The organism is Bradyrhizobium sp. IC4059, assembly GCF_020193615.1.
Classification (GTDB): Bacteria; Pseudomonadota; Alphaproteobacteria; order Rhizobiales; family Xanthobacteraceae; genus Bradyrhizobium; species Bradyrhizobium yuanmingense.
Genome location: NZ_JADYVH010000005.1, coordinates 239,221 through 263,298 on the forward strand (window position 1 = coordinate 239,221; position 24,078 = coordinate 263,298).

General features: G+C 64.5%; 25 protein-coding genes and 1 pseudogene. 10 read left to right on the forward strand and 16 right to left on the reverse strand.

Annotated features, from left to right (window positions below; genetic code table 11):
- Window positions 1–48: 48 nt before the first annotated feature.
- Window positions 49–423 carry a DUF2946 family protein gene (locus I6F12_RS17665; protein WP_225156920.1) on the reverse strand — a complete coding sequence of 125 codons (375 nt, stop codon included), beginning with the start codon at window positions 421–423 and terminating at the stop codon, window positions 49–51.
- Between the two features lie 482 nt (window positions 424–905).
- Between I6F12_RS17665 and I6F12_RS17670 the strand changes: the two genes are divergently transcribed.
- From I6F12_RS17670 to I6F12_RS17685, 4 genes are all read left to right on the forward strand, one after another.
- Entirely contained in the window at window positions 906–1,310 is a 405-nt protein-coding gene (locus I6F12_RS17670; protein ID WP_225143333.1) for a globin, read from the forward strand.
- Between the two features lie 142 nt (window positions 1,311–1,452).
- Window positions 1,453–2,472, forward strand: coding sequence for a sugar ABC transporter substrate-binding protein (locus I6F12_RS17675; protein ID WP_036010114.1), 1,020 nt, complete (start codon window positions 1,453–1,455; stop codon window positions 2,470–2,472).
- Between the two features lie 15 nt (window positions 2,473–2,487).
- Window positions 2,488–3,990, forward strand: a complete 1,503-nt coding sequence (locus tag I6F12_RS17680; RefSeq protein WP_225125180.1) for a sugar ABC transporter ATP-binding protein — start codon at window positions 2,488–2,490, stop codon at window positions 3,988–3,990.
- A gap of 11 nt (window positions 3,991–4,001) precedes the next feature.
- On the forward strand, window positions 4,002–5,027 hold the full coding sequence (locus tag I6F12_RS17685; protein WP_225156921.1) for an ABC transporter permease: 1,026 nt from the start codon (window positions 4,002–4,004) through the stop codon (window positions 5,025–5,027).
- Window positions 5,028–5,313: 286 nt separating this feature from the next.
- Here the strand turns inward: I6F12_RS17685 and I6F12_RS17690 are convergent, their stop codons facing one another.
- Both I6F12_RS17690 and I6F12_RS17695 read right to left on the reverse strand, forming a co-directional pair.
- Window positions 5,314–6,015 carry an L-2-amino-thiazoline-4-carboxylic acid hydrolase gene (locus I6F12_RS17690; RefSeq protein WP_225143331.1) on the reverse strand — a complete coding sequence of 234 codons (702 nt, stop codon included), beginning with the start codon at window positions 6,013–6,015 and terminating at the stop codon, window positions 5,314–5,316.
- Between the two features lie 44 nt (window positions 6,016–6,059).
- Complete coding sequence (locus I6F12_RS17695; protein WP_225156922.1) at window positions 6,060–6,452, reverse strand: RidA family protein; 393 nt, start codon at window positions 6,450–6,452, stop codon at window positions 6,060–6,062.
- Window positions 6,453–6,583: 131 nt separating this feature from the next.
- Here I6F12_RS17695 and I6F12_RS17700 point away from each other — a divergent pair, with 131 nt between their 5' ends.
- From I6F12_RS17700 to I6F12_RS17710, 3 genes are all read left to right on the forward strand, one after another.
- Window positions 6,584–7,210: a LysR family transcriptional regulator gene (locus tag I6F12_RS17700; protein ID WP_225143327.1), complete on the forward strand. Its 627-nt coding sequence runs from the start codon at window positions 6,584–6,586 to the stop codon at window positions 7,208–7,210.
- A gap of 236 nt (window positions 7,211–7,446) precedes the next feature.
- The gene (locus I6F12_RS17705; protein WP_225143325.1) at window positions 7,447–8,436 is read left to right on the forward strand and encodes an HWE histidine kinase domain-containing protein; all 990 of its coding nucleotides are present in this window, start codon (window positions 7,447–7,449) and stop codon (window positions 8,434–8,436) included.
- A 38-nt stretch (window positions 8,437–8,474) separates the two neighbouring features.
- Entirely contained in the window at window positions 8,475–8,819 is a 345-nt protein-coding gene (locus I6F12_RS17710) for a response regulator (RefSeq protein WP_249786997.1), read from the forward strand.
- Between the two features lie 58 nt (window positions 8,820–8,877).
- On the opposite strand, the pseudogene I6F12_RS17715 reads toward I6F12_RS17710, so the two are convergent.
- From I6F12_RS17715 to I6F12_RS17740, 6 genes and pseudogenes are all read right to left on the reverse strand, one after another.
- A pseudogene (locus tag I6F12_RS17715) lies at window positions 8,878–10,158 on the reverse strand (lipoprotein-releasing ABC transporter permease subunit).
- 79 nt (window positions 10,159–10,237) lie between these two features.
- Window positions 10,238–11,266 carry an oligopeptide/dipeptide ABC transporter ATP-binding protein gene (locus I6F12_RS17720; RefSeq protein WP_225113109.1) on the reverse strand — a complete coding sequence of 343 codons (1,029 nt, stop codon included), beginning with the start codon at window positions 11,264–11,266 and terminating at the stop codon, window positions 10,238–10,240.
- Window positions 11,259–12,239 (reverse strand): ABC transporter ATP-binding protein, encoded by a 981-nt coding sequence (locus I6F12_RS17725; protein WP_225143311.1) that lies wholly within the window; start codon window positions 12,237–12,239, stop codon window positions 11,259–11,261. Before I6F12_RS17725 ends, I6F12_RS17720 begins: the two co-directional genes overlap by 8 nt.
- On the reverse strand, window positions 12,236–13,057 hold the full coding sequence (locus I6F12_RS17730) for an ABC transporter permease (RefSeq protein ID WP_036010134.1): 822 nt from the start codon (window positions 13,055–13,057) through the stop codon (window positions 12,236–12,238). The genes I6F12_RS17725 and I6F12_RS17730 overlap by 4 nt, the downstream gene beginning before the upstream one ends.
- Entirely contained in the window at window positions 13,054–13,977 is a 924-nt protein-coding gene (locus I6F12_RS17735) for an ABC transporter permease (RefSeq protein WP_057029432.1), read from the reverse strand. Before I6F12_RS17735 ends, I6F12_RS17730 begins: the two co-directional genes overlap by 4 nt.
- A gap of 55 nt (window positions 13,978–14,032) precedes the next feature.
- Window positions 14,033–15,619 (reverse strand): ABC transporter substrate-binding protein, encoded by a 1,587-nt coding sequence (locus tag I6F12_RS17740; RefSeq protein ID WP_225157010.1) that lies wholly within the window; start codon window positions 15,617–15,619, stop codon window positions 14,033–14,035.
- A 226-nt stretch (window positions 15,620–15,845) separates the two neighbouring features.
- Between I6F12_RS17740 and I6F12_RS17745 the strand changes: the two genes are divergently transcribed.
- Window positions 15,846–16,730: a hypothetical protein gene (locus tag I6F12_RS17745; RefSeq protein ID WP_225156923.1), complete on the forward strand. Its 885-nt coding sequence runs from the start codon at window positions 15,846–15,848 to the stop codon at window positions 16,728–16,730.
- 64 nt (window positions 16,731–16,794) lie between these two features.
- Here the strand turns inward: I6F12_RS17745 and mtnK are convergent, their stop codons facing one another.
- Window positions 16,795–18,084, reverse strand: coding sequence for an S-methyl-5-thioribose kinase (gene mtnK, locus I6F12_RS17750; protein WP_225125168.1), 1,290 nt, complete (start codon window positions 18,082–18,084; stop codon window positions 16,795–16,797).
- Window positions 18,085–18,314: 230 nt separating this feature from the next.
- Between mtnK and I6F12_RS17755 the strand changes: the two genes are divergently transcribed.
- Together I6F12_RS17755 and I6F12_RS17760 are read left to right on the forward strand one after the other, a co-directional pair.
- A complete protein-coding gene (locus tag I6F12_RS17755) occupies window positions 18,315–18,764 on the forward strand; it encodes a YidB family protein (RefSeq protein WP_225156924.1) in 450 nt (149 codons plus the stop codon).
- Between the two features lie 31 nt (window positions 18,765–18,795).
- On the forward strand, window positions 18,796–19,059 hold the full coding sequence (locus I6F12_RS17760; RefSeq protein WP_024341246.1) for a GlsB/YeaQ/YmgE family stress response membrane protein: 264 nt from the start codon (window positions 18,796–18,798) through the stop codon (window positions 19,057–19,059).
- Here I6F12_RS17760 and I6F12_RS17765 read toward each other — a convergent pair whose 3' ends face one another.
- Genes I6F12_RS17765 through nuoN form a run of 6 tightly spaced genes read right to left on the reverse strand, consistent with a single transcriptional unit; the run spans window position 19,060 to window position 24,059 of the window.
- Window positions 19,060–19,413 carry a hypothetical protein gene (locus tag I6F12_RS17765; protein ID WP_036025327.1) on the reverse strand — a complete coding sequence of 118 codons (354 nt, stop codon included), beginning with the start codon at window positions 19,411–19,413 and terminating at the stop codon, window positions 19,060–19,062.
- Between the two features lie 31 nt (window positions 19,414–19,444).
- Complete coding sequence (locus tag I6F12_RS17770; RefSeq protein ID WP_025036606.1) at window positions 19,445–19,720, reverse strand: DUF1467 family protein; 276 nt, start codon at window positions 19,718–19,720, stop codon at window positions 19,445–19,447.
- 9 nt (window positions 19,721–19,729) lie between these two features.
- Window positions 19,730–20,134 carry a methylmalonyl-CoA epimerase gene (gene mce, locus I6F12_RS17775; RefSeq protein WP_036010154.1) on the reverse strand — a complete coding sequence of 135 codons (405 nt, stop codon included), beginning with the start codon at window positions 20,132–20,134 and terminating at the stop codon, window positions 19,730–19,732.
- A 10-nt stretch (window positions 20,135–20,144) separates the two neighbouring features.
- On the reverse strand, window positions 20,145–21,815 hold the full coding sequence (locus I6F12_RS17780) for a ribonuclease J (RefSeq protein ID WP_157283559.1): 1,671 nt from the start codon (window positions 21,813–21,815) through the stop codon (window positions 20,145–20,147).
- Window positions 21,815–22,621, reverse strand: coding sequence for a biotin--[acetyl-CoA-carboxylase] ligase (locus I6F12_RS17785; RefSeq protein WP_225125167.1), 807 nt, complete (start codon window positions 22,619–22,621; stop codon window positions 21,815–21,817). The genes I6F12_RS17780 and I6F12_RS17785 overlap by 1 nt, the downstream gene beginning before the upstream one ends.
- A 1-nt stretch (window position 22,622) precedes the next feature.
- On the reverse strand, window positions 22,623–24,059 hold the full coding sequence (gene nuoN, locus I6F12_RS17790; protein ID WP_225113103.1) for an NADH-quinone oxidoreductase subunit NuoN: 1,437 nt from the start codon (window positions 24,057–24,059) through the stop codon (window positions 22,623–22,625).
- Window positions 24,060–24,078: the final 19 nt, after the last annotated feature.

A 24,078-nucleotide genomic window follows, 5' to 3' on the forward strand; every position in this document is an offset into this window, starting at 1 on the left:
GCGATCCCGGCGCGGCCGAAGCCGGCGCGGAGCTGAAGGTTTCGCAGATCAGGAAATGCGAGGGGGAGCGCGCGCCCAAGCGCTCGAACCGTCGATGGCGGCGAGGACGGGCGCGTTCGCCACGTGCCAGACGATGCGGGCGATGGGGCGGACGGGAGTTGAGAACGCCGCATGGGGCGGCGCGTCAAGCGAAGCGTCAGCGTGCGCCAGGCAACAAAGCGCACATGCGCCAGCTTTTGCGGCCGGTGTCCCGGTCTCATCAACCGGGCCGCCCTGCTCACTTGTGCTATGGCAGATGACGCCTGCAGAGAACGGATCGGCCGCAGCCTGGCCGGCCGCGAGACAGGCGGCGATCGGCGCCAGCACCTGCATCACCAGGGCGAGCAGGACCAGAGGCAGAAATTTTTGCAGGCGTGCGCGCATCCGCCGGACCATTCGTTCGTGCGCTAACTAATCACTCGGGCGCAGCCGAGTCGAGGCCAGTTCCACCGCCTGTTGGGCCCTGCGCAAACTGCTCGAAAGCTGTGGCCGGGACCGCCCTACGCCCGAGCCCGGCCGGTATCTGAGGCAGGGAAACCTGCCCGGCCATCCACAAATTTCTTATATCTGTCATATGTTTAGGTAGGCAGACGCCCGATCGTTTCGTCAGCTGCTCCTATTTTGAACATTCGTTGCCGAAAATGATGACAAGTGAGAAAAGTTGATCTAGCATCCCTCTTGCTCAGGCGCTGACCGCGAGGTCGAGGCCTGGTGGTCCAAGTCTCGGGAGGAGCCCCTGGCGCGCAAAACGCAGCGTCGCCCCGTCAATCAAGATCAAATCTTAAGATCGGGGATAATAGGGTCGACACAATTTTTGAGCGGGGCCAGGGCCCCGCTCTTTTTTTGCCCGCGGCGCTGAACCGTCGATGAACGCGGCCTTTCATCCCATCCACGACAGCTTCGAACGTGCGGCCTCGCGCTGCGCCGACCTCACGCCGTTCGTCTATCGACGTCTGTTCGATCTCCATCCGGAAACGCAGGCGATGTTCCGCACGGACGGCGGTGACCTCGTGAAGGGGTCGATGCTGGCGCTGACGATCGAGGCGATTCTCGACTTCGCCGGCGAGCGCCGCGGGCATTTCCGGCTAATCGCGTGCGAGGTCGCCTCGCACGACGCCTATGGCGCGCCGCGCGAGCTGTTCATCGCGTTCTTCGCCGTCATCAGGGATGCGCTCCGCGATCTGCTCGGCGATGAATGGACGCCCGAGATCGCGCAGTCCTGGGATACATTGCTCGCCGAGATCGACGCATTCGCCGCCGCGGCCACCTGACGCTTTGCGCTGCACCAACGCACGGGCTGCGACGACGCTGCGGCTGAATGCAGATTGAGTGCGAACAACTCTTGTGAGAGACTTTCGGAGATCGGTAGCGCTACCAATGACGCGCCGACGACAAAATATATGGGAGCGAGCGATGTCCGGGACGAAAGATTTCTCGACGACCAGGCGCGATCTTCTTCAGGCGGCTGCGGCCGCCGGCGCCGGAGCTGCCATCCTCGGCAGCATGGGCATAAACCCCGCACTGGCCGCAGTCGGACGCAGCGAGAAGCCGTTGAAGGCGGCGTTCTCCAACGCCGGCCTCCAGGCCACCTGGTGCGCGCAAGGCAAGCAGGCGGCGGAATTCTGGGGCAAGCTGTTCAATGTCGAGGTGACCTGGTTCGACGGGCAGCTCGATGCGGTGAAGCAGCGCGCGGCGATCGACAACATGGCCTCGCAGAAATGGGACTTCGTCGCGATCCAGGCCTTCGGCATCGGCACCCTCACCCAGCCGGTGCAGAAGATGATCGATGCCGGCACGCCTGTGATCGACATGGACACGCTGATCGCGCCGCTCGATCAGATCAACGTCCATTCCTTCCTCGCTCCCGACAACGAGTTCATGGGCGCTTCGGTGACACAGGCGCTGTGCAACGCCATGGGCGGCAAGGGCAAGATCATCATGACGCAGGGCGCGCTCGGCCACACCGGTGCGCAGGGCCGCGCCAAGGGCTTCAACTCGGTCGTCAAGCAATTCCCGGGCATCGAAGTGCTGGACACCCAGCCGGCCGATTGGGACGTCTCGAAGACCGCCCGTCTCTGGGAGACCTATCTGACCAAATACCCGCAGATCGATGCGGCCTTCTTCCACAATGACGACATGGCGCTGGCCGCCGCCAACATCATGAAGGCGCGCAATCGCACCAACATCCTGATCGGCGGGGTCGACGCCATGCCGCCGGCGATCCAGGCGGTCAGCGAAGGCCGCATGTTCGCGACCGTCCGCAATCCGTCCTGCCGCATCCATGGCGGCGCGATCGTCGCGGGCGTCTCCGCCGTGGTCGGCGGCGAGAAGAGCGGACAGGGCATCCCGAAGAACGTCGTCACCGACGGTCCGGTCGTGACCAAGGCGAACGCGGCCGGGATGCAGTGGATGCAGGATCACTTCCTGATCTGAGCGTCCAGATCTTTCATGAGCGTGGGACAACAGCCCATCCTGGAACTGCAGGGCATCACGAAGAGCTTCGGCGGCGTCGAAGCGCTTCGTGGTGTCGACTTTGCGCTTTATCCCGGCGAGATCCACGGTCTCGTCGGCGAGAACGGCGCCGGCAAGAGCACGCTGATGAAGATCATCGCCGGCGTGCACACCGAGTTCTCCGGCCGCTTCCTGGTCGACGGCCAGGAGATGCATTTTCGCTCGGCGCGCGATGCGCATGCCGCCGGCATCGCCATGGTGCACCAGGAGCTCAGCGTCGCGCCCGACCTGACGGTCGCGGAGAACGTCTTTCTCGGCAACCAGCCGACCAACGCCCTCGGCCTCGTGCAATGGCGGCGGATGGCGCGCGAGGCGGGCGAGCAGCTCGCCCGCTTCGGCATCGACGTCGATCCGATGGCGCGGCTCGGCGACCTTCCGATCGGGCTGCAGCAGTTGATCGAGATCGCGCGCGTGCTGTTCTCCGGCGCGCGCATCGTCATCCTGGACGAGCCGACCTCCGCCCTCTCCCCGCCCGAGGTCGAGCGCCTGTTCAAAGCGCTCCGGCGGCTGCGCGAGCAAGGTACTGCGATCGTCTTCATCTCGCATTTCATCGAGGACATCCTGCTGGTGTCCGACACGGTGACCGTGTTCCGCAACGGCCGCAAGGTTGCGGAGACGGCGAGCGCCGCGACCAGCAAGTGCGCGCTGATCGAGGCCATGATCGGCCGCGGCGGCGAGGCGCTCGAGCACAGCTACACCGACGACCTGATGCTGCCGCAACCGAGCGACAGCAAGGTGATTCTTAGGGTCGATCAGCTGTCGCTGTCCCGCAGCCTTCAGGACGTCTCGTTCGAGGCCCGCGCCGGCGAGGTGCTCGGCATCTATGGCTTCATGGGTTGCGGCCAGCAGGAGCTGTCGCGCGTCCTGTTCGGCAAGCTGAAGCCGGACGGCGGGACGCTTGCAGTCGAAGGCGTGACGAAAACGTTCGCCAGCACGGCGGCGGCGCGCCGCGCCGGCGTGGCGCTGGTGCCGGAGAGCCGGCGCGACATGCTGTTCCACCAGGAGCCGGTCTACAAGAACATCTCGATCAGCATTCTCGACCGCATCTCCTCGCTGCTGCTCAAGCCGGCGCAGGAGCGCGACATCGCCAAGCGCCAGGTCGAGCAGCTGCAGATCAGGCCGCCAGTGGTCGGTCTCGATCTCGGCATGCTCTCGGGCGGCAACCAGCAGAAGGTCGCGCTGGCGAAATGGCTGACCTATCCGCCCAAGCTGCTGGTGCTGTGCGAGCCGACCCGCGGCATGGATGTCGGCGCCAAGAACGACGTCATCAACATCGTGCGCGACCTCAGAACGAAGGGGCTCGCGATCATCGTGCTGTCGACCGAGCCGGAAACGGTGCTGTCGCTGGCCGACCGCATCCTCGTGCTCAAGCGCGGCGCATTGGTGCGTGAATTCAAGAACGAGCCGGTCAGCAAGGACCGCCTGCTGGAAGCGGCGTGACGGAGAAGCACATGAGCAGCGAGACGGCTTTGGCGACAGGACAACGGGCACGGGGCCTTGCGCCCTTCCTGCGCTCGCAGATGCGCAACATCGCCCCGTTCCTGACGCTGATCTTCCTCACCGCCTTCTTCGCCTTCGCCAGCCCCTCCTTCGCGACGCTCGACAATCTCGGCAACATCCTGACCCAGGTGTCGGTGACGGGCATCATCGCCGTCGGCCTCACCTTCGTGATCCTCTGCGCCGAAATCGACCTGTCGGTCGCCAGCATCGCCAACGTCACGGGCATTGCGGTCGCCTACTTCACGCTGCAGGAATCCTACGTCAACATCGCCAACATCCCCCTGCCCGGCGCCGTCGCGATCATCCTGTCGCTCCTGCTCTGCGCCCTGCTCGGTCTCGTCAACGCGGTGGGGCTGACCGTGATCGGCATCCCCTCCTTCATCATGACGCTGGCGATGATGCAGATCGCCGCCGGCATCTCCGCGCTGCTGGTGCGCGGCCAGATCGCCTACAAGGTGCCGAGCCTGATCACGACGCTCGGCTCCGGCTCGATCGGCGGCATCCCCTGGATCGTCATCGTCGCCGCCATCATGCTGCTCGGCGGCCATCTGGTGCTGACCTACACGCGCTTCGGCCGCTACGTCTACATGGTCGGGGGCAATCGCGAGGCGGCCGAATATTCGGGCCTCAACGTCAAGCTGATCCTCGGTGCGGTCATGGTGATCTCGGCGGTGTGCTCGGGCCTCGGCGGCATGCTCGGCGTCGCCCATTTCGGCAGTGCGCAGCAGAACGAGTTCGACACCTACCTGCTCGATTCCATCGCCGCGGTCGTGGTCGGCGGCACCAGCCTCTTCGGCGGCCGCGGCGGCATTGGCAACACCATCGTCGGGCTTTTCGTCCTCGGTGTGCTCAATAACGGCCTCGACCACATCAACATCGACAGCTTCCTGAAGATCCTGATCCGCGGCCTGATCCTCCTGGCGGCGCTGGTCATCAACGTCTATGCGCAGCGCTTGAGGGAGAAAGCGGCGGAATAGACGGCCGGCAAGACAAAAGTGCGAAAACAACCCCATGCACAGTAGCCGGCGCCAACGGAATCAATGACTTGCCGACGGGCGTCGTAAACTTGCGGATTTTACGAAGCCGATTTGCTCCGTCGGGCAAAACAGGGGTATGATGTCATCATCGGCAGCCGGCTTCGAAAGGCCGGTGCACCCCCGTCACTGCGAGCGCAGCGAAGCAATCCAGAGTCTTTCCGCGGCTGCATTTCTGGATTGCTTCGCTGCGCTCGCAATGACGATGTAGCGGCAGAAGGAATACGGCCTAGCACTCGGCCTTCGCGTTTGATGGCAATCGCGAGAAGCGGAAATTGCAGTGGCTGGCGCCGCCGGCCAGCGTCTGGGTCCGTTCCAGGCGGATGCCTCGCGTGGCGTAGGCGACGAAGTCGAGGCCGCAGATGGTCGGCAGGATCTCGGTGTCGCCGCGGCGCGCCGCGAGCTTGCAGAAGCCGCAGGCCTTGTAGTCGATGCCGAATTCGAAGCTGTCCTGCGGACCCGGCTCGACGAAATCGTAGACGAAATCTTCCGGAAACTCGGCTTGGTGAGCCTCTGTAACGCTCCTTGCCGCCTGCTCGCGCATCAAGGCCTGGTTCTCCGGCGACATGAACTGACGCCCCGCGGCGAGACGCTCGGCTTCGGGTGCCGTCAACAGCTGCGCCTTATAGGTTTCTCGCTCGATCTCGCCGATCACGGGCACCGGGACGCCGTGGCGCCGCAGCACACGACTGATGGCCATGAAGCCGGTCAGGCGCATGAAGAAATCGCTCATGCGGCTTCCCGCGCCGCCGACATAGGGCATCTGGGTGAGGACGATCTCGAATTCGTCCATCACTTGCTGCCTGATTGCGTCGATATCGGAGAGATGCGCGCGCTCGCGGAGCATCGGTTCGGCAAGGTCTATTCGCTCGCGCATGGCGGCCTCCATCGCGCGGCGATGCGTCTGGTAGAACGGATGAATCTCAGCCATTGGACACCTGATATGATTGGCTCATTGCAACATCGACGACCGCTTCATTCCGCGGCGATCGCCTCGATCTCCAGCAGCCATTTGCTGTCGACGGTCTCGACCACCACGACCGTCAGCGCCGGCTGATGCTCCCCGAGCACCGCGCGGCGAATGGCGCGGTTGGCGACGACTTGACTGCGGTCCGTCAGGAACGTGGTGACCTTGACCAGGTGCTCGACTCCGAGACCTGCCGCGGCCAGCACCTCCCTGACATTGCGCCAGGCCTGCTCGCATTGCGCCTCGAAGCCGTCGGGCACGGTGCCGTCGGAATTTTGAGGGACCTGGCCGCTGATGAACAGCAGTCGGCGATGCTGCTTCAGCTCCAGGCCCATGCAGTAGCCGCCGGCGGGCGGGTGAACCGTTGCGGGATTGTGGCTGACGATGTGAGCTGGCGACATGACGTTTCTCCAGATTTTGCGCGTCAAGCGTATCCGGCGGCATCACGCTAGCGCAAAGCATCATTGCTGCGGTTCAGCGCAAGAAAATCTATTGCAAGGACGCGGCCTATCGGTGTCAAAGTGCAATTGCGATGACCTACGCCCTTCCCCCGCTCAACGCGCTCCGCGCCTTCGAGGCCGCCGCGCGCCATCTCAGCTTCAAGCTGGCCGCGCACGAGCTGCACGTCACGCCCGCGGCCGTGGGGCAGCAGGTGAAAGCGCTGGAGGCGCGCCTCGGCGTGCAGCTGTTCGAGCGGCTGCATAAGCAGCTCATCCTCACCGAGGCCGGCCGGGCGTATCTGCCCGGGATCTCGGAAGGCTTTCGCCACATTGCGGAGGCGACCTCGCAATTGAAGCCGTCAGGCACGGTGCTGCTGCAAGTGGGGGTGCACGGAAGTCACGACCTGCGCCGCCTCCAGCTTGCGGCGTTTCGCAGCGCACATGCGGAGATCGGCTTGAGCGTGCTGCAGCCCGCCGGCCTGCATGAGCTCGTCGAGGGAAAGGTGGACCTCTTGATCGGTCGCGGCGTGAGCCACCATCCCGGCTATCGCTGTGAACGGATCGATGAGGGATCAGGCGCGGGTGATTGGCTGGTTGCGCCAGAAGGCACGGCAGATTGTCCGGAGGTGGTCAGTTTTCGCGTGTGGCTACGCGCCCTGCCCGCGGCGAAACCGCTCGCAAATCACCGCCCGCGTCTGGTCGGCGGCGTCGGGAGTTGACGGAGCCGAAGGTTGCGTGCCGAGGCCCGGGACTTCCGTTCAACTCAACGCCCTACCCGTAAAGAGAAAAATCGCGATGACCGTCTAGGGCGCGTACTCATAAACCCGCCCCGCAACGGCGGGAACTCGGTGGGTGCCTTAGATTAGCATCTGGCACCAGCAGACCAACCCAATTCCGTTGTGAACGACCGCACGCCATATTAGCCTAGTCGAAACCTCCTCGGGTGAGGGCCGAAATGAACCTCGAAGACTTGTACCGGCTTCTGCGCAGCGAGCATGTCCAGGCGCAAGGGATCGTTGATACCCTGGAGGAGCCGTTGCTGGTGCTTGACCAGAGCGGTTGTGTCCTTACGGCCAATCGCGGGTTCTACGAAACCTTCAGGGTGGCTCGGGATGACACAGTCGGGCGCAGCCTGTTCAACCTTGGCGACGGTCAGTGGGACATACCCGAACTCAGGCGCCTTGTTGGCGAGATCATCCCCCGTTCTACCGCCGTCGTCGGATACGAGGTAAAAGCCGACTTCCCGACCATCGGTCCGCGCACAATGCTGGTCAGTGCGCGTCGCCTCGTTCACCCCGACAATAACAGCACCAGCATCTTGATCCTGTTCGAGGACGTGACCGACAGGCGCCACAGCGAGGCGCAAAAAGACATTCTTCTCGCCGAAACGCGCCATCGGATGAAGAACCTCCTCGGGATCATTCGCTCTCTTGCCAATCAGACCGATGTGGAAGGCCGGTCAGCCAAGGAGTACCGCGATGCCTTCTTGGGGCGGCTCCAAGCTGTGGCCGAAGCCGAGACCCTCGCCCTGGCCGGCAGCGCCGAAGCCGATCTGGGTGTTCTGGTGGAGCAGTCGTTGAAGGCCGCCGGTCCGGAGCGATACCGGCTGATCGCCGGGCCAGCAGTTCGCCTCAGCCCACGGCAAGTCGTGCCGATGAGCCTCATTCTGCATGAACTCGCCACCAATGCTTTGAAATATGGAGCGTTCTCCAACTCTGGAGGGCTCGTCCACCTGAGCTGGCGCACGTCGGAAGAGCAGGGCAAGACCTTCCTGCACATCGACTGGCGAGAGGAAAACGGCCCACCCGCTACTTCGCCAACTCGCTCCGGATTCGGCTCCAGGCTGATCGAGCTCAGCGCCGTGCAGGGCTTACGCGGCGCCGTGGAACTGAAGTATGAGCCAACCGGTTTAAGGGTTCACATCACCGCGCCTGTGGAGTCTTGAACCCCCGGGGACACATTGTGCACGATGCTCCCCGAATCTTGGTCGTCGAAGATGAGTACCTCATCGCATTGGAGCTCGACACCCAGTTGAGGGCTGCCGGATACCAGGTGATCGGTCCCGTCCCAGACATTGATGGCGCTTTGAAGCTGCTCAAGGCTGACCGGCCCGACGCGGCCATCCTCGACGTCAACCTCGCTGGCGAATGGGTCACCCCCGTCGCGCAAGCGCTCCAGGCGATGTCCGTACCGTTCATTCTTGCCAGCGGCTACGTTGCCGCCGATCTCCAACGCGCTCCAGTATTGCGCGACGCCGTCAATGTCGGAAAATCGTGGAGGCCCGATTATCTCCTCAAGGCCCTTCGGAGCGTCCTAGAGGGGAAGTAAGGAACTCGCTCGGGGCTCTCGCAGTCACTAGTATAGCCTCCGCGCGTCGTTGCCGTGACTAGCCCCGCTGTCGCAGAGCCTCGACGGGGTCGAGCCGCGCAGCTCGCCACGATGGATAGAGCGTTGCGAGGAATGACAGGGTCAGCGCCATGATCACGACCGCTGCGGATTCCACGGGATCGATCTCCGCCGGCAGTTCTGACAGAAAATAAAGCTTTGGCGGGAACAACTCGGTACGCGTCAGCCAGGACATCAATTGCCGGACCGCTTCGATATTCCTGCAGACGAGAAGCCCGACGCCGAAGCCGACCAGCGTTCCGGCCACGCCGATCGAAGCGCCGGTGATCATGAACGTCCGCATGATCGCGCCCCGTGAGGCGCCCATGGTCCTGAGGATCGCGATGTCGCTGCCCTTGTCCGTCACCAGCATGATCAGACCGGACACGATGTTCAGCGCGGCCACCAAAACGATCAGGCTGAGGATGAGGAACATCACATTTCGTTGGACCTCGAGCGCGTTGAAGAACGTCGTATTGCGCTGTCACCAGTCAACGAGGAAGATTGGTCGACCAGCCGCTTCCGCTACCGTCTTGCGAAACAGGTCGATCCGATCGGGATTGGCCGTGAAAACCTCGATCGCGGTCACGTCCTGATTGCGGTTGAAAAAGGCCTGCGCTTCTGCGAGCGGCCTGAAGATGACGCCCGCGTCGTATTCGGACATCCCAATCTCGAAGACAGCCGCGACTCGATATTTCTTGACGCGCGGCATCATGCCCATGGGCGTGACTGCGCCGCGTTGCGCAACGAGCGTGATATGGTCACCGGCATGGACCGAGAGTTGATCGGCAAGACCCTGGCCGATGGCGACGCCCTGGCTCTCGTCAAAATGTTCAAGTGAGCCCTCCTTGATGTCATTGGCTATCGAGGGAAGCTGAACGAGATCCGCCGCCCGAATGCCGCGCACCAAAACGCCGGAAGCGTTTGACGACGATGCCAGTGCCGGGCCGTCAACAACCGGTACCACCAACCGAACACCCTGCACCTGGCCGATGCGTTCGGCGACATCTTTCCAGTCCGTCAGAGGGGTCTCCAGTGGCTGCGCCACAATATGCCCGTTGAACCCGAGGATCTTGCCCAAAAGTTCGGTGCGAAAACCGTTCATCACCGCCATGACGATGATCAGCGTGGCGACCCCGAGCAAGATTCCCAGAAACGAAAACCCCGCGATGACTGAGACAAACCCCTCTTTGCGACGGGCACGTAGATAGCGTGCAGCGAGCATCCATTCGAACGGCGCAAAGGGTCCTGCTTGCGGCGAATCCATCACGGTCTCGTCCATCATCCGATGAGGTCCGGCATTCTGTTCTGTTATGATCGGATTGGCTACCTTGCGTGTGCCCAGACGCGCCTTCGGCGCATCAGCCCTCGGTCGAGACTAACGCCATCCGCCCCGCAATCTCCTCACTCCGCCAGCACCGCACCGCATGCCCATCCGCCCGCGTCCCCAGCGCCGGTCCCGGCTCGCTCCGGCACACCGCCTCGGCGTAACGGCAGCGCGGGCTGAAGGCGCAGCCGTTCGGCGGGTTGAGCGGGTTCGGCAGGTCGCCGCCGGTCGTTGCCAGCGGAGCATGGCGCAGCGGATCGGGGATGGCCGCTATCAGGGCCTGCGTGTAGGGGTGCGCGGGGCGCTCGAAAATCTCGCGCCAATGGCCGTTCTCGACGATGCGGCCGAGATACATCACGGCGACGCGGTCGCTCATGTGCTCGACGACGCCGAGGTCATGGCTGATCATGATGTAGGACAGGCCGAGCGTCTCCTTCAGCTCCAGCAGCAGGTTGATGATCTGGGCGCGGATCGAGACGTCGAGCGCCGAGACGGGCTCGTCGCAGATGACGATCTTCGGGTTGAGGATCAGGGCGCGGGCGATCCCTATGCGCTGGCGCTGGCCGCCGGAGAACTCATGCGGATAGCGGTCGGCCTGCTCGGGGCGCAGGCCGACGTGCCTGAGCATCGTCGCGAGGCGGTCCTCGATCTCGCTTTTCGCAGTCACGCCGTGCACGCGCAGGGGATCTTCGAGCGTGCGGCGCACGGTCTGGCGCGGATTGAGCGAGGCGTAGGGATCCTGGAACACGATCTGCACGATGCGGGCGAGCGCTTTCCGGTCTCCGGATTGCCGGTTCGTGACGACCTGCCCGTCCAGCACGATGCGGCCGCGCGTCGGCGTCAGCAGGCCCAGAATGGACAATGCGACCGTCGACTTGCCGGAGCCGGATTCGCCGACGAGGCCGAGGCATTCGCCGCGCTTCAGCCTGAGGTCGACGCCGTCGACGGCGCGGAGCAGCCGACGGCCGCGGCCCAGCAGGCCGCCTCCAAGCGGAAAATGAACGGCGAGATCCTCCACGCTGAGGATCACATCGTCATCCGCTCTCCCCTTTGGCTCATGCATGGTGGTGACACCGGACGAAACCGCCCGCCTCCAGCCCTTCCGTCTGAGGCGCGGTGGTTCGGCAAATATCCGTCGCCTGCGCGCAACGCGGATTGAACCGGCAGCCATCGGGGAAGCGCGTGATCGCCGGCACGACGCCCGCGATCTCCTTCAGCCTGCTGCGGCCGAGCGCAGCACGGCTGCCGAGACGCGGCAGGGAGTCGACGAGGCCCTGCGTATAGGGATGGGAGGGCGCTCGGAAGATGTCGGCCGAGCCGCGCTCCTCGACGATGCGGCCGGCATACATGACGGCGACGCGGCGGCAGACATTGGCAACAAGGCCGAGATCGTGACTGATCATCAGGATCGCCGTTCCGCGCTCGGCGCACAGATTGCGCATCAGCTCGATGATCTCCGCCTGCACGGTAACGTCGAGCGCCGTGGTCGGCTCGTCGGCGATCAAGAGGTCCGGACCGCAGGCGAGCGCAATCGCGATCATCACGCGCTGGCGCATCCCGCCGGACAGCTGGTGCGGATAGTCCTTCACGCGCCGCTCCGGCGCGGGGACGCGGACGCTCGCGAGCGCCTCGACAGCCAGCTGGTTGGCCTCCCGCCAGCTCTTGCCCTTGTGCAGCACGAACATCTCGGCGATCTGCCGCCCCACCGGCGAGACCGGGTTCAGCGCCGTCATCGGCTCCTGGAAGATCATGGCGATGCGATTGCCGCGCAGCTGCCGTTGCCTGGCGGCGGACAGGTGCTGGATCTCCTGGCCCTGGAACCGGATGACGCCGCCGCCGATCGACAAGGGCGGCCGCAGCAGGCCGATCAAAGCGAGCGCCGTGATGCTCTTGCCGCAACCGGATTCGCCGACGAGGCCGAAGGTCTCGCCGCGATCGATGCGGAATGAAATGCCTTCGGCTGCCGCAACGCGTCTTGATCCGTCATCGAGATCGATGCGGAGATCCTCGACCTCGAGCAGCGGGCTGCCTGTCATGTGCGCCGGCTCCGCGATTGCGGATCGAGGATGTCGCGCAGGCCATCGCCGAGCAGATTGAGGCCGAGCACGGTCAGGAAGATGGCAAGGCCGGGAAAAATCGAAAGCCACGGCGCCGTCGTGATCTGCTCGCGCGCTTCCGACAGCATGCTGCCCCAGCTCGGAAAGGGCGGGCGGACGCCGAGGCCGAGGAACGACAATGCGGCTTCGGACAGGACCGCGCTGCCCATGCCCAGCGTGCCGATGACGACGATCGGCCCCAGCATGTTCGGCAGGAGCTGCGTGATCATGATGCGGATATCACCGTAGCCGAGCACGGTTGCCGCCTGCACATAGCCCTGGCTCCGCAGCGACAGCGCCGAGGCCCGTGCGAGCCGGCAGGTGAACGACCAGTTGGTCAGCCCGAGCGCGATCAAGAGGCTGGTCAGGCCGGGACCGAGCACCGCCATGATGGCGAGCGCGAAAATCAGCGAGGGGATCGCGAGCATGAGATTGGTCAGGGCGTTGACGACATCGTCCCACCAGCCGCCGAAATAGCCGGCGCTGAGGCCGAGCGCCACGCCGATGACGCTGTTGATGAGCTGGGAGACGATGCCGACCGTCAGCGAGACGCGCGCGCCGTAGAGGACACGGGAATAGATGTCGCGGCCCTGCGCGTCGGTGCCGAACCACCAGGTCCAACTCGGCGGCTCCTCCGCATTCATGAGGTTGGCGTCCATCACGGGATCGGTATGTGCCAGCCATGGCGCGAGCAGGCCGACGACGATCGCCAGCGCGAACAACGACCCGCCGATGACGAGATTGGCGCGCAGCTTCATGCGTATCTGATCCTGGGATCGATCACGCCGTAGAGCATGTCGATCAACAGATTGATCGCGAGAAAGAACATCACCACGACGAGGATGGAGCCCTGGACGGCGGGAATGTCGCGCTGGAGCACGCTGTCGACCAGCAGCGAGCCGATGCCCGGCCAGGAGAACAGTTTCTCGACCACGACCGCCTGCCCCATCAGTGCGCCGAACTGCAGGCCCATGGTCGTGAGGATGAGGACGAGCGCGTTGCGCATCACGTGCCACTTGACGACCCTGGTCTCGCTCATGCCCTTCGAGCGCGCGGTGCGGACGAAATCCGCGGTCATGATCTCGAGCACCGCGGCGCGCGTCGTCCGCGCCAGCAGCGCCATCGGCGAGACGCCAAGCGTCACGGCGGGCAGGATCAGGTATTTGAGGCCACCGTCACCGTAGCCGAAACTCGGCAGCCAGCCGAGCTTGAGCGCGAACAGGTACATCAAGAGCAGTCCGAGCCAGAACTTGGCCAATGACAGGCCCGACACCGCCAGCATCATCGAGACGGTGTCGACGAGGCTGCCCGGTCGCAAGGCCGCGACGAAGCCGAGCGGCACGCCGAGCAGTATCGCAAACGCCATGGATGCGAAGATCAGCTGCAGCGTCGGCCAGGCCCGCTTGGCGATCATGGTCGTGACAGGCTCACGGGTCCGGAACGAGGTTCCGAAATCGCCGGTCGCGAGCCCGGCGATGTAGGTGCCGAAACGCATATAGACGGGCTGATCGAGGCCGAGCTGCTTCTTCATGCGCAGCTCGACCTGCGGATCGCTGTCATCGCTCATGCTCGAGACGATGCTGCCGGGAACGACGCTGAACAGCACAAACACCAGCAGCACCACGGCGAGCACGGTCGGGATGGTCTGCAGGACGCGGCGGATCAGGAACGCGAGCATCTCAACTTTTCCCCGCTCCCTCCCTCGCCCGTCGCGCTAGGCGGGAGCGCGCGTGTCACTTCGCGGGCGAGGTCTCGTCGACCCAGAGGTCCTCGACGTTCTGGTGGGTCAGCTCGGTCGCGTTGAGCTGAATTCCCTTCAGCCAGGGCTGCACCGCCATGACCGCCTTGTTGTAGTTGAAGAACCAGACCGGCGCCTCCTCGTAGAGCAGCGCATTGGCCTTCTGCATCAGCTGGATGCGCTTTGTGGGATCGTCGGCCTGTCCGGCTTCATCGAGGATCTTGTCGAAGTCGGGATTTTTGTAGGTCGTGTAGTTACAGGCCGCCTGCGGCGTCGCCGAATGGAAGCATTTGAGCGCGGCCTGAGGATCGGGGCCGCTCGCCTGGGAATAGATGAAGGCCTGATAGTCGCCGGTGCGAACCACCTCGGCCAGCACCGCGGTCTCGACCTGCTTGACCTTGGCCTTGATGCCGACCTTGTCCAGCATCGGAATGACGGCCGAGACGATCGGCAGACCCCAGCTTTCATTCTGGCTGGTGGTCCATTCGAACTCGAAGCCGGATGCGTAGCCGGCCTCGGTGAGCAATTGCTTGGCCTTGGCGGGATCGAAGGGGTAAGGCTTCATCGCCTTGTCGTAGGCCGGCGAGGTCAGCGGCAGCCAGCTGGTGGCGCGGTAGGCCTTGCCCTTGACCAGCTTGTTGATGATCAAATCGGTATCGATGGCGTAATTGATCGCCTGCCTCACGCGCTTGTCGGAGAACGGCTTGACCGCGGGATTCATGCCCATGTAGCGCGTGAACACCTCGGCGATCTCGACGATGGTGCCCTTGAGGTCGGCGTCGGATTGGTAGGCGACGTACTGCGCAGGTCCCAGCACCGAGGTGTCGATCTCCTTGTTGCGGAAGGCGACGTCGCGCGCCGCGGCTTCGCCCATGACCGACACCACGATCTTGTCGGCATAGGGCTTGCCGGGCTTGTAGAACCGGTCCCAGCGCTCCAGGACGATGCGCGATCCCGGCACATGCTCGACGAACTTGAACGGACCGAGACCGATCGGCTTCTGGATGAAGCTCTCCTTGGCGGCCTCGTCGGCGGGATAGATCGAGGTCAGCGCGGTGAAGAAGTAGAAGCCGGGATCGACCTTCTCCGTCAGCTTCATCTCGATGGTGAAGTCGTCGATCTTCTTCAGGCCGGAGATTTCCTTGGCCTGGCCCTTCTCGACTGCGGCTGCGCCCTCGATGACACGGACGTAACGCGCGCCGGGATAGGCCTTGCTGCCGTCCATGATACGGTTGTAGGACCAGATGATGTCGTCGGCTGTCATCTTGCGGCCGCTGTGGAAATAGGCGTCGTCGCGCAGCTTGAAGGTGTGAACGAGGCCTCCGCCCGAGACCACATCCTCCTTGGCGAGCTCGAGCACCGGCTTTCCTTCCGCCGAATTCCAGATGTACAGCGAACGGTGCAGGGCCTTGGCGTAGATCTCATCCTGGGCGCGCTGCGTGGTGTGAATGTCGAGGCTGGTGAAGCTCGAGCCGTAGGGCGCCGTCATGCGGATGGTTCCGCCCTTGCGCGGTGTCTGCGCCTCGGCTGTGGCGGCGAGCGCCAGTCCCAAACCGGCAACGATCGCGATGGTCTTGAACATCATGTGTCCCCCGACGCAGGCGTATTCCGATAAGTGATTTGATCATTCGTCGCCTGCCGAAAGCAAGCTTCGTTTTGACGGCAAATGATGCCGGTTCCTGAGGCAGTCCTTCGGCGGGGGCATTGACGCGGTGCGTCATCGGGCGAGAAGGATTGATGAACATTTTTCCTGATCAACGCGACCAAGCTCAGGATCATTATCTGAGCCCCAAGGGATCTGGAAAAAAATGAATCGCCGAACGCTAGCTGCCCTGCTCGCGGCCGGTCTGGTCGCCGCGACGGCCGTGCTGGCGCGCCCGGTCGCGGCCGGCCTGGGTGGAGAGAGCGTGACAGACGCTATCCAGTTCGGCTGGAGTCGCACCTCCGGCGCGAACGACAATGTCGACCAGACCTGGTGGGCGGTCCGGAGCCATGACACTCTGGACAATTTCGTCGAACGACTGCTCAGCATTCCCGTCGGGATGATGGCGCGCGGTGCGGGAGCACGTTTCGAAGCCAAGCTCTCCGAGCATACCGGCCTGCCGCTGCCCGAAGGCTGGGCCCTCACGACGGCGAAGGATTCGCCGCAGATCCAGTCGATCTACGCCGAGACGCCGCGCGATTTCGCTTCTGTGCTCGGCTTCTATCGCGACGCACTCGGCAAGCGTGGCTGGACGGAGAAAGAAGGTGCCGTCGAAGAGCCGGACCGGGCCGTGATCACGTTCCTGACGAGAGAGGGACCGGTCCTGCTCCGGCTCTCACGTCAGGACGACAAGACAATTGCCGAGCTGTCGAGGCGCAAGCTCGCCTCGGCGACCGTCGGCCTCCTGCCGAAGCCCGGGCAAGTGAGGCTGATGCTCGGCAACAAGACGGATGAAGCGGCGGTGATCACCGTCGCCGACCAGGCCGTCAATCTGGCGGCGCACGCCGGCGAAGAACTGGCGAACTCTGACGGTGCCGCAGGCGAATTGCCGGACAGCCAGAAGCTCGATCTGCCGCCCGGCAGGTACAAGGTCACCCTCAAGGTGGACGGCGGAGCGGCAGCGAGCCGGGAGTTCGAGGTCGCGGCCAACGAGACCTGGGGTTTGCTGGCCGGCGCGGACGGCGTCCTGCTGCCGATGCGGCTTTACTAACGTTCCGGGGACGATCTCTCATCTCGCAATCACGGAGCGTGGGCGGGCTCCTCATGAGGCCGGTTCAGCCCGACAATTCCGGCATCCAGTCCCGCAGTTTTCGCGCGGCATTCGTCACATCCGCGATGGTCCGGAACGACGCCGTCTCCACCATCATCGCCCTCGCCAGCCGCACGGCACGGGCTTCGCTGACCGCCCGCGTGCGCGGGTCCTCGATCAGCTCGAAATCGATGTTGTGGGCGAGGCCGAAGATGCGGCGGATGATTTTTGCGGCTGCGAAGCCGACAGCGTCGGCGAACAGGCGTTGCACGTAACTTTTTCGCTCGGCTTCCAGCCGCACGGCACCCTGCTCGCCGGCGAAAAGCGAGACCGGATAGGCATCGCCGGTGCCTCCCGCCCGCCAGAGATCGAGGAACTTTCGGGCGAACTCGGTCCAGACCTGCTCGACCGTCTCCAGCACCCAGGCCTCGAATGCCGCCCGTTCGCCCGGCGCGCGCTCGTGGCCGGCGGAAGCGAAATAGGCCATCAGGAGATTGGCCAGCACGGCGCCGATGTCGAAGCCCATCGGACCATAGAATGCGAATTCCGGATCGATCACCCGGGTCTGGCCGTCCGTGACCATGATCGAGCCGGTGTGGAGGTCGCCATGGATCAGCGCTTCCGGGCTCGCCATGAATTTCAGCTTCAGCCGGGAGACCGCGACATGCAGCTCCAAGTCCTCGCGCAGGTTCGCGGCGAGGCCGTCGAGATGGGGCGCGGTCCAGCGGTTCTGCTCGGCGATGCGGTAGGGATCGGTGAAGATCAGGTCCTCGGTGATCTTGCAGAGCGCATGGTTGCAGGCAAAGGCCGCGATGGCCTCCTTCTTCTCGGCCGCTGACAGCGCGAGGTCGGAGGTGAAGAACAGCGTCTGCGCCATGAAGGTGGTGATATCGTCGACGAAACGCGGATAGCGCGTTGCCGCGACCAGGCCCTTTCGCATGATGATGTGGGGCTCGAGCAGCTCCATCACCGTCAGCGCCAGCGCCTCGTTGTGATGCAGCACGGCCGGCACCAGGCCGGGCGCGAGCTGGGCCTGGCGCGACAGCGCCAGATATTCGTAATGGGCGCGCGACAGCGGCAGGGGCCAGCTCTCGCCGACGAGGCGGACGTAAGGCAGCGCCTGCTTCACGGCGATGCCGCCGCGCGCGCCCTTGACGATGAAGACGAGGTTGAGGTTGCCGTCGCCCACCTCGGTGATCGCCCAGGAGGACGCCTCGCCGCCAAGGAGCGCGGCGATATCAGGCAAGCCCGCGAGATAGTCCCGCAAGTCCGCCTCGTGCAAAATCCGATAGTCCCCTGCCCGGTCCCCGGTCATTGCGATCCCATCCCATGTCTGGGCCGGATCGCTACTCCCGACGCTGGCAAGCTCGAGCCGATCCGGCCATTCTTTTCATCGGATCGTAGCCACAATGTACGTTGTCTGCCACCCGGTGCTTTGGTGGCGGCCAAGCTGGGACGCTTGGTCGCGAGCTCCGATTGGTCGATTGAGGAACCCAAGCAGCCTGAGACGGTTTTGGGTTTCTGACCTTCTAAAAGGAGCTAGCGATGAGCCGCGGAATGCCTTCCATGACTGCCCTGCTGGCGATGCTGGCCATCGCCGGATATCAGAACCGCGACAAGCTGGCGGAGTTGCTGAAAGGCGCCGGCGCCGGCTCGTCCACCAGCGGCCAGCAACCGCTCGGAGGCATGCTCGGCAATCTCGGCGGCATGCTCGGCGCTGGCGGAATCGGGGGCCTGCTGAACGGCGGGATTGGCGAGCTCCTGGAGAGATTCAACCAGAATGGGCAGGGCGAGATCGCCGATTCATGGGTGAAGCCGGGCCCCAACAAGGAGATCTCCCCGCCGGAGCTGAAGCAAGCCATCGGCAGCGATGTCCTGGAAAAGCTCGCACAGCAGACCGGGCTTTCCCAGGAGGAGATCGTCTCACGGCTAACCCGCGAGCTTCCTTCCGCAATCGACAAATACACGCCAGATGGACGCCTGCCCGACGCATAGAAGCAGCGGCTCAACTCGAAAAGGTGTACTCATGAGCATTCTCTGGACCATCATCATTGGCTTTCTCGCCGGCGTGATCGCCAAGTTCATCATGCCGGGCGACAACGAACCTTCAGGGTTCATCCTGACGACCATCCTCGGCATCGTCGGCGCCTTCGTCGCGTCGTATCTTGGGCAAGCGCTGGGCTGGTATCGCCCTGGCGAGGGTGCGGGCCTGATCGGTGCCGTGGTCGGCGCGATCATCGTGCTGTTCGTTTACGGTCTCTTCGCCGGCCGGCAGCGCCGCGCGATCTAGCTAGAAAGTCTCCCGCTCCAGGAAGCTGGAGCCGATGTCGGCCTTTCTCTTGATCGGATCGTAGTCGCAATAGACGCTGTCCGCGACCAGCGTGTAGCTGGCGCTGACCGTGTATTTGTCCGTCTTGACCGAGTTCAGGCCGATCACCGAGGTGCTCTTGCCGCCGTTCCATTTGAACGGCGTCGAGCTTTTGGCCTGCTCGCAGGCCAGCACGGCCTCGTTGAAGACATAGCCCTCGACGAACGCCTTCAGGGTGCGCACCTGCACCGCCATCCGCCATTCGAAATAGCCGATGGCACCGAGCCCTGCGACGATCAGCACCAGAAGCGCAATGACGATACGCTGAAATGTCATTTGTGACCCCCATAACAACGCCAATCAAAACTTAAAACGGCATTCCCATCATCTTCGACAGGCGCTCGATCGAGAGATAGCCGGCATGATAGGCCGCAAGGCCAATGCCGAACACGATTGCCGAGATGATCGTGGTCCAGATCAGCTTGTGCCCCATGCGGGTGAGGATGGGAGCACCGGGATCGGTGCCGGGCGCGCCAACACCGTCCTCGTGCTGGCTGCGCACGCCGAACGGCAGCGTCACGAACAGCATGACCCACCAGAGCACGAAATAGATCGCGAGCCAGGTTGAAATCTGGATGGCCATGACGCGGCCCTATGCCTGCTCGATCTCGACGAGGGCGCCGGAAAAATCCTTCGGGTGCAGGAACAGCACCGGCTTGCCGTGGGCGCCGATCTTCGGCACGCCGTCGCCGAGCACCCTCGCGCCCTCCTTCACCAGCGTGTCGCGCGAGGCGATGATGTCGACGACCTCGTAGCAGACGTGATGGATGCCGCCGTCGGGATTGCGCTCGATGAACTTCGCGATCGGCGAGGCCTCGCCGAGCGGCTCGATGAACTCGATCTTGGTGTTGGGCAGGGTCGCGAACACGGTGGTGACGCCGTGCTCGGGCAGCGGCACGGCCTCGGAAATCTGGGCGCCGAAGGCCGCACCGTAGATCTTCGCGGCCTTGACCGCATCCTTGGTCGCGATCGCGACATGGTTGAGCCGGCCCAACATGTTCCCCTCCCTATACCGTCAGTACATGTACCAGACAGGGGGGCTTTTTGCCCCAATGTTCGTTGATCACGGCCCGGACAGCGCGTCGCACCGACTCGGCCAAGGCGTCCGGATCGCGCCGGCGCGCCCTCGGCAGGCCTTCGATGGTCGACATCACGGCATCGAAGACGATGTCATCGAAGGCCTCGCCCGCCCTGTTCTTCTCGGGGATGCCGACCAGATCGAGCTCGGGATCACCGGCGAGCTCACCCTGCGCGGTCATGGCGATGGCGACGAAGGCGCAGCCGGAAAAGCCCATGCGGCGCCGCTCCACGACGGCACGGGACTTGGAGTCTTCCAGGATCGTGCCGTCCTTGTAGAGACGCCCCGATGGCACCTCGCCGACGATGCCGGGATCGCCGGGGCCGAGCTTGACGAGGTCGCCATTGCGGCAGACCAGCACGCGCGGCACGCCGGCGGCGCGAGCGAGCTTGGCGTGCTCGTGCAGGTGCAGCGCCTCGCCGTGGACCGGGATCAGGATCTGCGGCTTCACCCAGGAGATCATATCGCGCAGCTCGTCACGGCGGGGATGGCCGGAGACGTGGACCAGCGCGTCGCGGTCGGTGATGACCTCGACGCCCTGCAGCACCAGATTGTTGATGATCGAGCCGACCGCCTTCTCGTTGCCGGGAATGGTGCGCGAGGAGAAGATGACGCTGTCGCCGCGGTTCAGCGTGATTTCAGGATGGTCGTCATTGGCGATGCGGGCCAGCGCGGCGCGCGGCTCGCCCTGGCTGCCCGTGCACAACGCCAGCACCTTGTCCTGCGGCAGGTGGCCATAGACCTCGGGCGAGCGGAAGTTCTGCACGCCCTCGAGATAGCCGGTCTCGCGTGCAACCTGCACCACGCGCTCCATGGCCCGGCCGACCACGACGACCTCGCGGTCCGCGGCCCTCGCCGCGTCAGCCACCGCTTTGACGCGGGCGACGTTGGAGGCGAACGTCGTCACCGCGACGCGGCCCTTGGCGGATTTGACGAGGTCGATGATGGTTCGGGCGACCTCGGCCTCGGAGGGCGAACGGCCGTCCCGCACGGCATTGGTGGAATCGCCGATCAAGGCGAGCACGCCCTCTTCGCCCAATTCCCGCAGCCGCTTCTCGTCGGTCGCGGCTCCAAGCGTCGGGGTCGGGTCGATCTTCCAGTCGCCGGTGTGCAGCACGATGCCGGCGTCGGTGTGGATCGCCAGCGCATGCGCTTCCGGAATCGAATGCGCGACCGGAATGAACTCGACGTTGAACGGACCGATATCGACACGGCCGCCTGAAGGCACCACGGTGACCGGAATCTCGGGCGCGTTGCGCTCGGCGGCGCATTTGGCCTCGAACAGCGCGGCGCTGAACCTGGTTGCGTAGATCGGGCATTTCAGCTTCGGCCAGAGGTCGATGATGGCGCCGAAATGATCCTCATGGGCGTGGGTCAGCACGAGGCCCATCAGGTTCTTGCGCTCCTTCTCCAGGAAGGAGATGTCGGGCATGATCAGGTCGATGCCGGGCAGATGCTCCTCATCGCCGAAGGAGACGCCGAGATCGACCGCAAGCCAGGCGCGCTGGTGACGGTTGCCGAGGCCGTAGATCGACAGGTTCATGCCGATCTCGCCGACGCCGCCGAGCGGCGCAAACACCAATTCGTCCGGCCTTGCCATCACGCTGCTCCCACCGAGGCGACGGGCCCGAAGAACACCTCGCCGGCCGCCACCGGAACGAGGCGGCCCTCCGCGGTGCGGACGATCAGGCAGCCGGTGTCGTCGATCGTGTCGAAAATACCTTCCAGCGTCATGGTTCCCGTGTGGATGGCAACCTTTTCGCCGAGGCCGGCGGCGCGCTCCAGCCAGAGCCTGCGGATCTCGGCAAAGCCGCGGCCATTGTCCCAGATGCCGCGGAACTCGACCCAGGCATCCGACAGCGCCATGAATAGCTCCTCGGCGCTGATCTGGACGCCGAGGGCGGCCAGCGACACCGCGGGCGTCGGGGTGCCCTCGGGCGCGGCGACCACATTGGTCCCGATGCCCACCACGACGGCAAGGCCGCCACCGACGGCCTCGGCCTCAAGGCCAATGCCGACCAGCTTCTTGCCGCTGGCGAGCACGTCATTCGGCCATTTCAGCGCGTAGCGGGGCCGGCCTTCGCCGAGACGGAGCGCGGCCTCGAGGCTCACCTTCTCCAGTGCCGCCTCCTCGGCCAGCCCTGCGGCAAAGCCGAGCGTGGCGGCGACGGCGGGGGCGACGTCCATGACTTCGAGGATGCTGGCGGCGAGATTGCCGCGCGGCGCGATCCAGGCGCGCTGACGCCGGCCGCGGCCGGCGGTCTGCTCGGACGTGACGAACCACATCGGGCCGCGCTCGCCGGCCCTGGCGTGTTCGATCGCCTCGCTATTGGTCGAGCCGGTCCGTTCGAACGCCGCGAGCCTGTAGCCCGCAGCCGATGCGCGAGGACCGAGCGCGAAGGCCATCCTAGAACAACGACTTTGCCGCGGCCGAGGCGACGCTCACCACGGGCCCCGCGAACAGCGCAAACAGCAGGTTGAACAGGCCAGCGACCGCCAGCACCGTCCGCACTTCGATGCGGACCGGATCGACCCGGCCGGCCGGCTCGTCGAAATACATCGTCTTGACGATGGCGAGATAATAGTAGGCGCCGACCACGCTGGTCAGCACGCCGATGACGGCGAGCGTGAACAGGTTCGCCTTGATGGCGGCGACGAAGACGTACCATTTGGCGAAGAAGCCGGCGAGCGGCGGAATGCCGGCGAGCGAGAACAGCAGCATCGCGAACATGAAGGCGAGCAGCGGATTGGTGCGCGACAGGCCGGCGAAATCGCTGATCTGCTCCACAGCCTGGCCGTTGCGCTTCATCGCGAGGATGATGGAGAACGAGCCCAGCGTCATCGCGACATAGATCACGATGTACATCAGGACGCCCTGCGCGCCTTCCACCGTGCCGGAGGCAAGGCCGACCAGCGCAAAGCCCATGTGGCCGATCGAGGAATAGGCCATCAGGCGCTTGATGTTGCTCTGGCCGATCGCGGCGAAGGAGCCGAGCGCCATCGAGGCGATCGACACGAACACCAGGATCTGCTGCCATTGCGAGACGATGCCGGGGAATGCGGTGAGCGTCACGCGGGTGAAGACTGCGAGCGCGGCGACCTTCGGCGCCGACGCGAAGAAGGCGGTGACCGGGGTCGGCGCGCCCTCGTAGACGTCAGGCGTCCACATGTGGAACGGCACGGCCGAGACCTTGAAGCAGAGGCCGACGAGCAGGAAGACGAGGCCAAACACGAGGCCGACATTCGAAACCGTCGCGGCCGCGGCGATGCCGGTGAAGCTCACCGTGCCGGTGAAGCCGTAGACCAGCGAGGCGCCGTACAGCAGCATGCCCGAGGACAGCGCGCCGAGCACGAAGTACTTCAGGCCGGCTTCGGTCGACTTGGCGTTGTCGCGGTTCGAGGCTGCCACGACGTAGAGCGCCAGCGACATCAATTCGAGGCCGAGATAGAGCGAGATCAGGTCGCCGGCCGAGATCAGCACCATCATGCCGAGCGTCGAGAGCAGCACGAGGATGGCGTATTCGAAAATCCGGCGCGACGGGTCGGACAGGAACTCGGTCGACAGGACGAGCGTCACGGCCGAGCCGATCAGGGCCAGGATCTTCATGAAACGGGCGAAGTCGTCGACGATGAAGCTGCCGCCGAACGTCACCTGCTTGCCGGCGGGCTGCATGTAGACGAGCGCACCGACCACGATCAGAAGCACCACCGCCAGCGACGTCACGGTCCTAGTCGTCTCCTGCCCGCGATAGGCGCCGAGCATCAGAAGCGCCATAGCGCCGACCGCGAGCACGAGCTCGGGCAGCACCGGCGCCAGTTGATAACCTGCAGTCGAAAAGCTCATGGCGATATCCTGACCTGCC

Bases quoted from the DNA above. Each gene is read 5' to 3' on its own strand.
- I6F12_RS17665 (WP_225156920.1), bottom strand. From the start codon at position 423: ATGCGCGCACGCCTGCAAAAATTTCTGCCTCTGGTCCTGCTCGCCCTG.
- I6F12_RS17670 (WP_225143333.1), top strand. From the start codon at position 906: ATGAACGCGGCCTTTCATCCCATCCACGACAGCTTCGAACGTGCGGCC.
- I6F12_RS17675 (WP_036010114.1), top strand. From the start codon at position 1,453: ATGTCCGGGACGAAAGATTTCTCGACGACCAGGCGCGATCTTCTTCAG.
- I6F12_RS17680 (WP_225125180.1), top strand. From the start codon at position 2,488: ATGAGCGTGGGACAACAGCCCATCCTGGAACTGCAGGGCATCACGAAG.
- I6F12_RS17685 (WP_225156921.1), top strand. From the start codon at position 4,002: ATGAGCAGCGAGACGGCTTTGGCGACAGGACAACGGGCACGGGGCCTT.
- I6F12_RS17690 (WP_225143331.1), bottom strand. From the start codon at position 6,015: ATGGCTGAGATTCATCCGTTCTACCAGACGCATCGCCGCGCGATGGAG.
- I6F12_RS17695 (WP_225156922.1), bottom strand. From the start codon at position 6,452: ATGTCGCCAGCTCACATCGTCAGCCACAATCCCGCAACGGTTCACCCG.
- I6F12_RS17700 (WP_225143327.1), top strand. From the start codon at position 6,584: ATGACCTACGCCCTTCCCCCGCTCAACGCGCTCCGCGCCTTCGAGGCC.
- I6F12_RS17705 (WP_225143325.1), top strand. From the start codon at position 7,447: ATGAACCTCGAAGACTTGTACCGGCTTCTGCGCAGCGAGCATGTCCAG.
- I6F12_RS17720 (WP_225113109.1), bottom strand. From the start codon at position 11,266: ATGCATGAGCCAAAGGGGAGAGCGGATGACGATGTGATCCTCAGCGTG.
- I6F12_RS17725 (WP_225143311.1), bottom strand. From the start codon at position 12,239: ATGACAGGCAGCCCGCTGCTCGAGGTCGAGGATCTCCGCATCGATCTC.
- I6F12_RS17730 (WP_036010134.1), bottom strand. From the start codon at position 13,057: ATGAAGCTGCGCGCCAATCTCGTCATCGGCGGGTCGTTGTTCGCGCTG.
- I6F12_RS17735 (WP_057029432.1), bottom strand. From the start codon at position 13,977: ATGCTCGCGTTCCTGATCCGCCGCGTCCTGCAGACCATCCCGACCGTG.
- I6F12_RS17740 (WP_225157010.1), bottom strand. From the start codon at position 15,619: ATGTTCAAGACCATCGCGATCGTTGCCGGTTTGGGACTGGCGCTCGCC.
- I6F12_RS17745 (WP_225156923.1), top strand. From the start codon at position 15,846: ATGAATCGCCGAACGCTAGCTGCCCTGCTCGCGGCCGGTCTGGTCGCC.
- mtnK (WP_225125168.1), bottom strand. From the start codon at position 18,084: ATGACCGGGGACCGGGCAGGGGACTATCGGATTTTGCACGAGGCGGAC.
- I6F12_RS17755 (WP_225156924.1), top strand. From the start codon at position 18,315: ATGAGCCGCGGAATGCCTTCCATGACTGCCCTGCTGGCGATGCTGGCC.
- I6F12_RS17760 (WP_024341246.1), top strand. From the start codon at position 18,796: ATGAGCATTCTCTGGACCATCATCATTGGCTTTCTCGCCGGCGTGATC.
- I6F12_RS17765 (WP_036025327.1), bottom strand. From the start codon at position 19,413: ATGACATTTCAGCGTATCGTCATTGCGCTTCTGGTGCTGATCGTCGCA.
- I6F12_RS17770 (WP_025036606.1), bottom strand. From the start codon at position 19,720: ATGGCCATCCAGATTTCAACCTGGCTCGCGATCTATTTCGTGCTCTGG.
- mce (WP_036010154.1), bottom strand. From the start codon at position 20,134: ATGTTGGGCCGGCTCAACCATGTCGCGATCGCGACCAAGGATGCGGTC.
- I6F12_RS17780 (WP_157283559.1), bottom strand. From the start codon at position 21,815: ATGGCAAGGCCGGACGAATTGGTGTTTGCGCCGCTCGGCGGCGTCGGC.
- I6F12_RS17785 (WP_225125167.1), bottom strand. From the start codon at position 22,621: ATGGCCTTCGCGCTCGGTCCTCGCGCATCGGCTGCGGGCTACAGGCTC.
- nuoN (WP_225113103.1), bottom strand. From the start codon at position 24,059: ATGAGCTTTTCGACTGCAGGTTATCAACTGGCGCCGGTGCTGCCCGAG.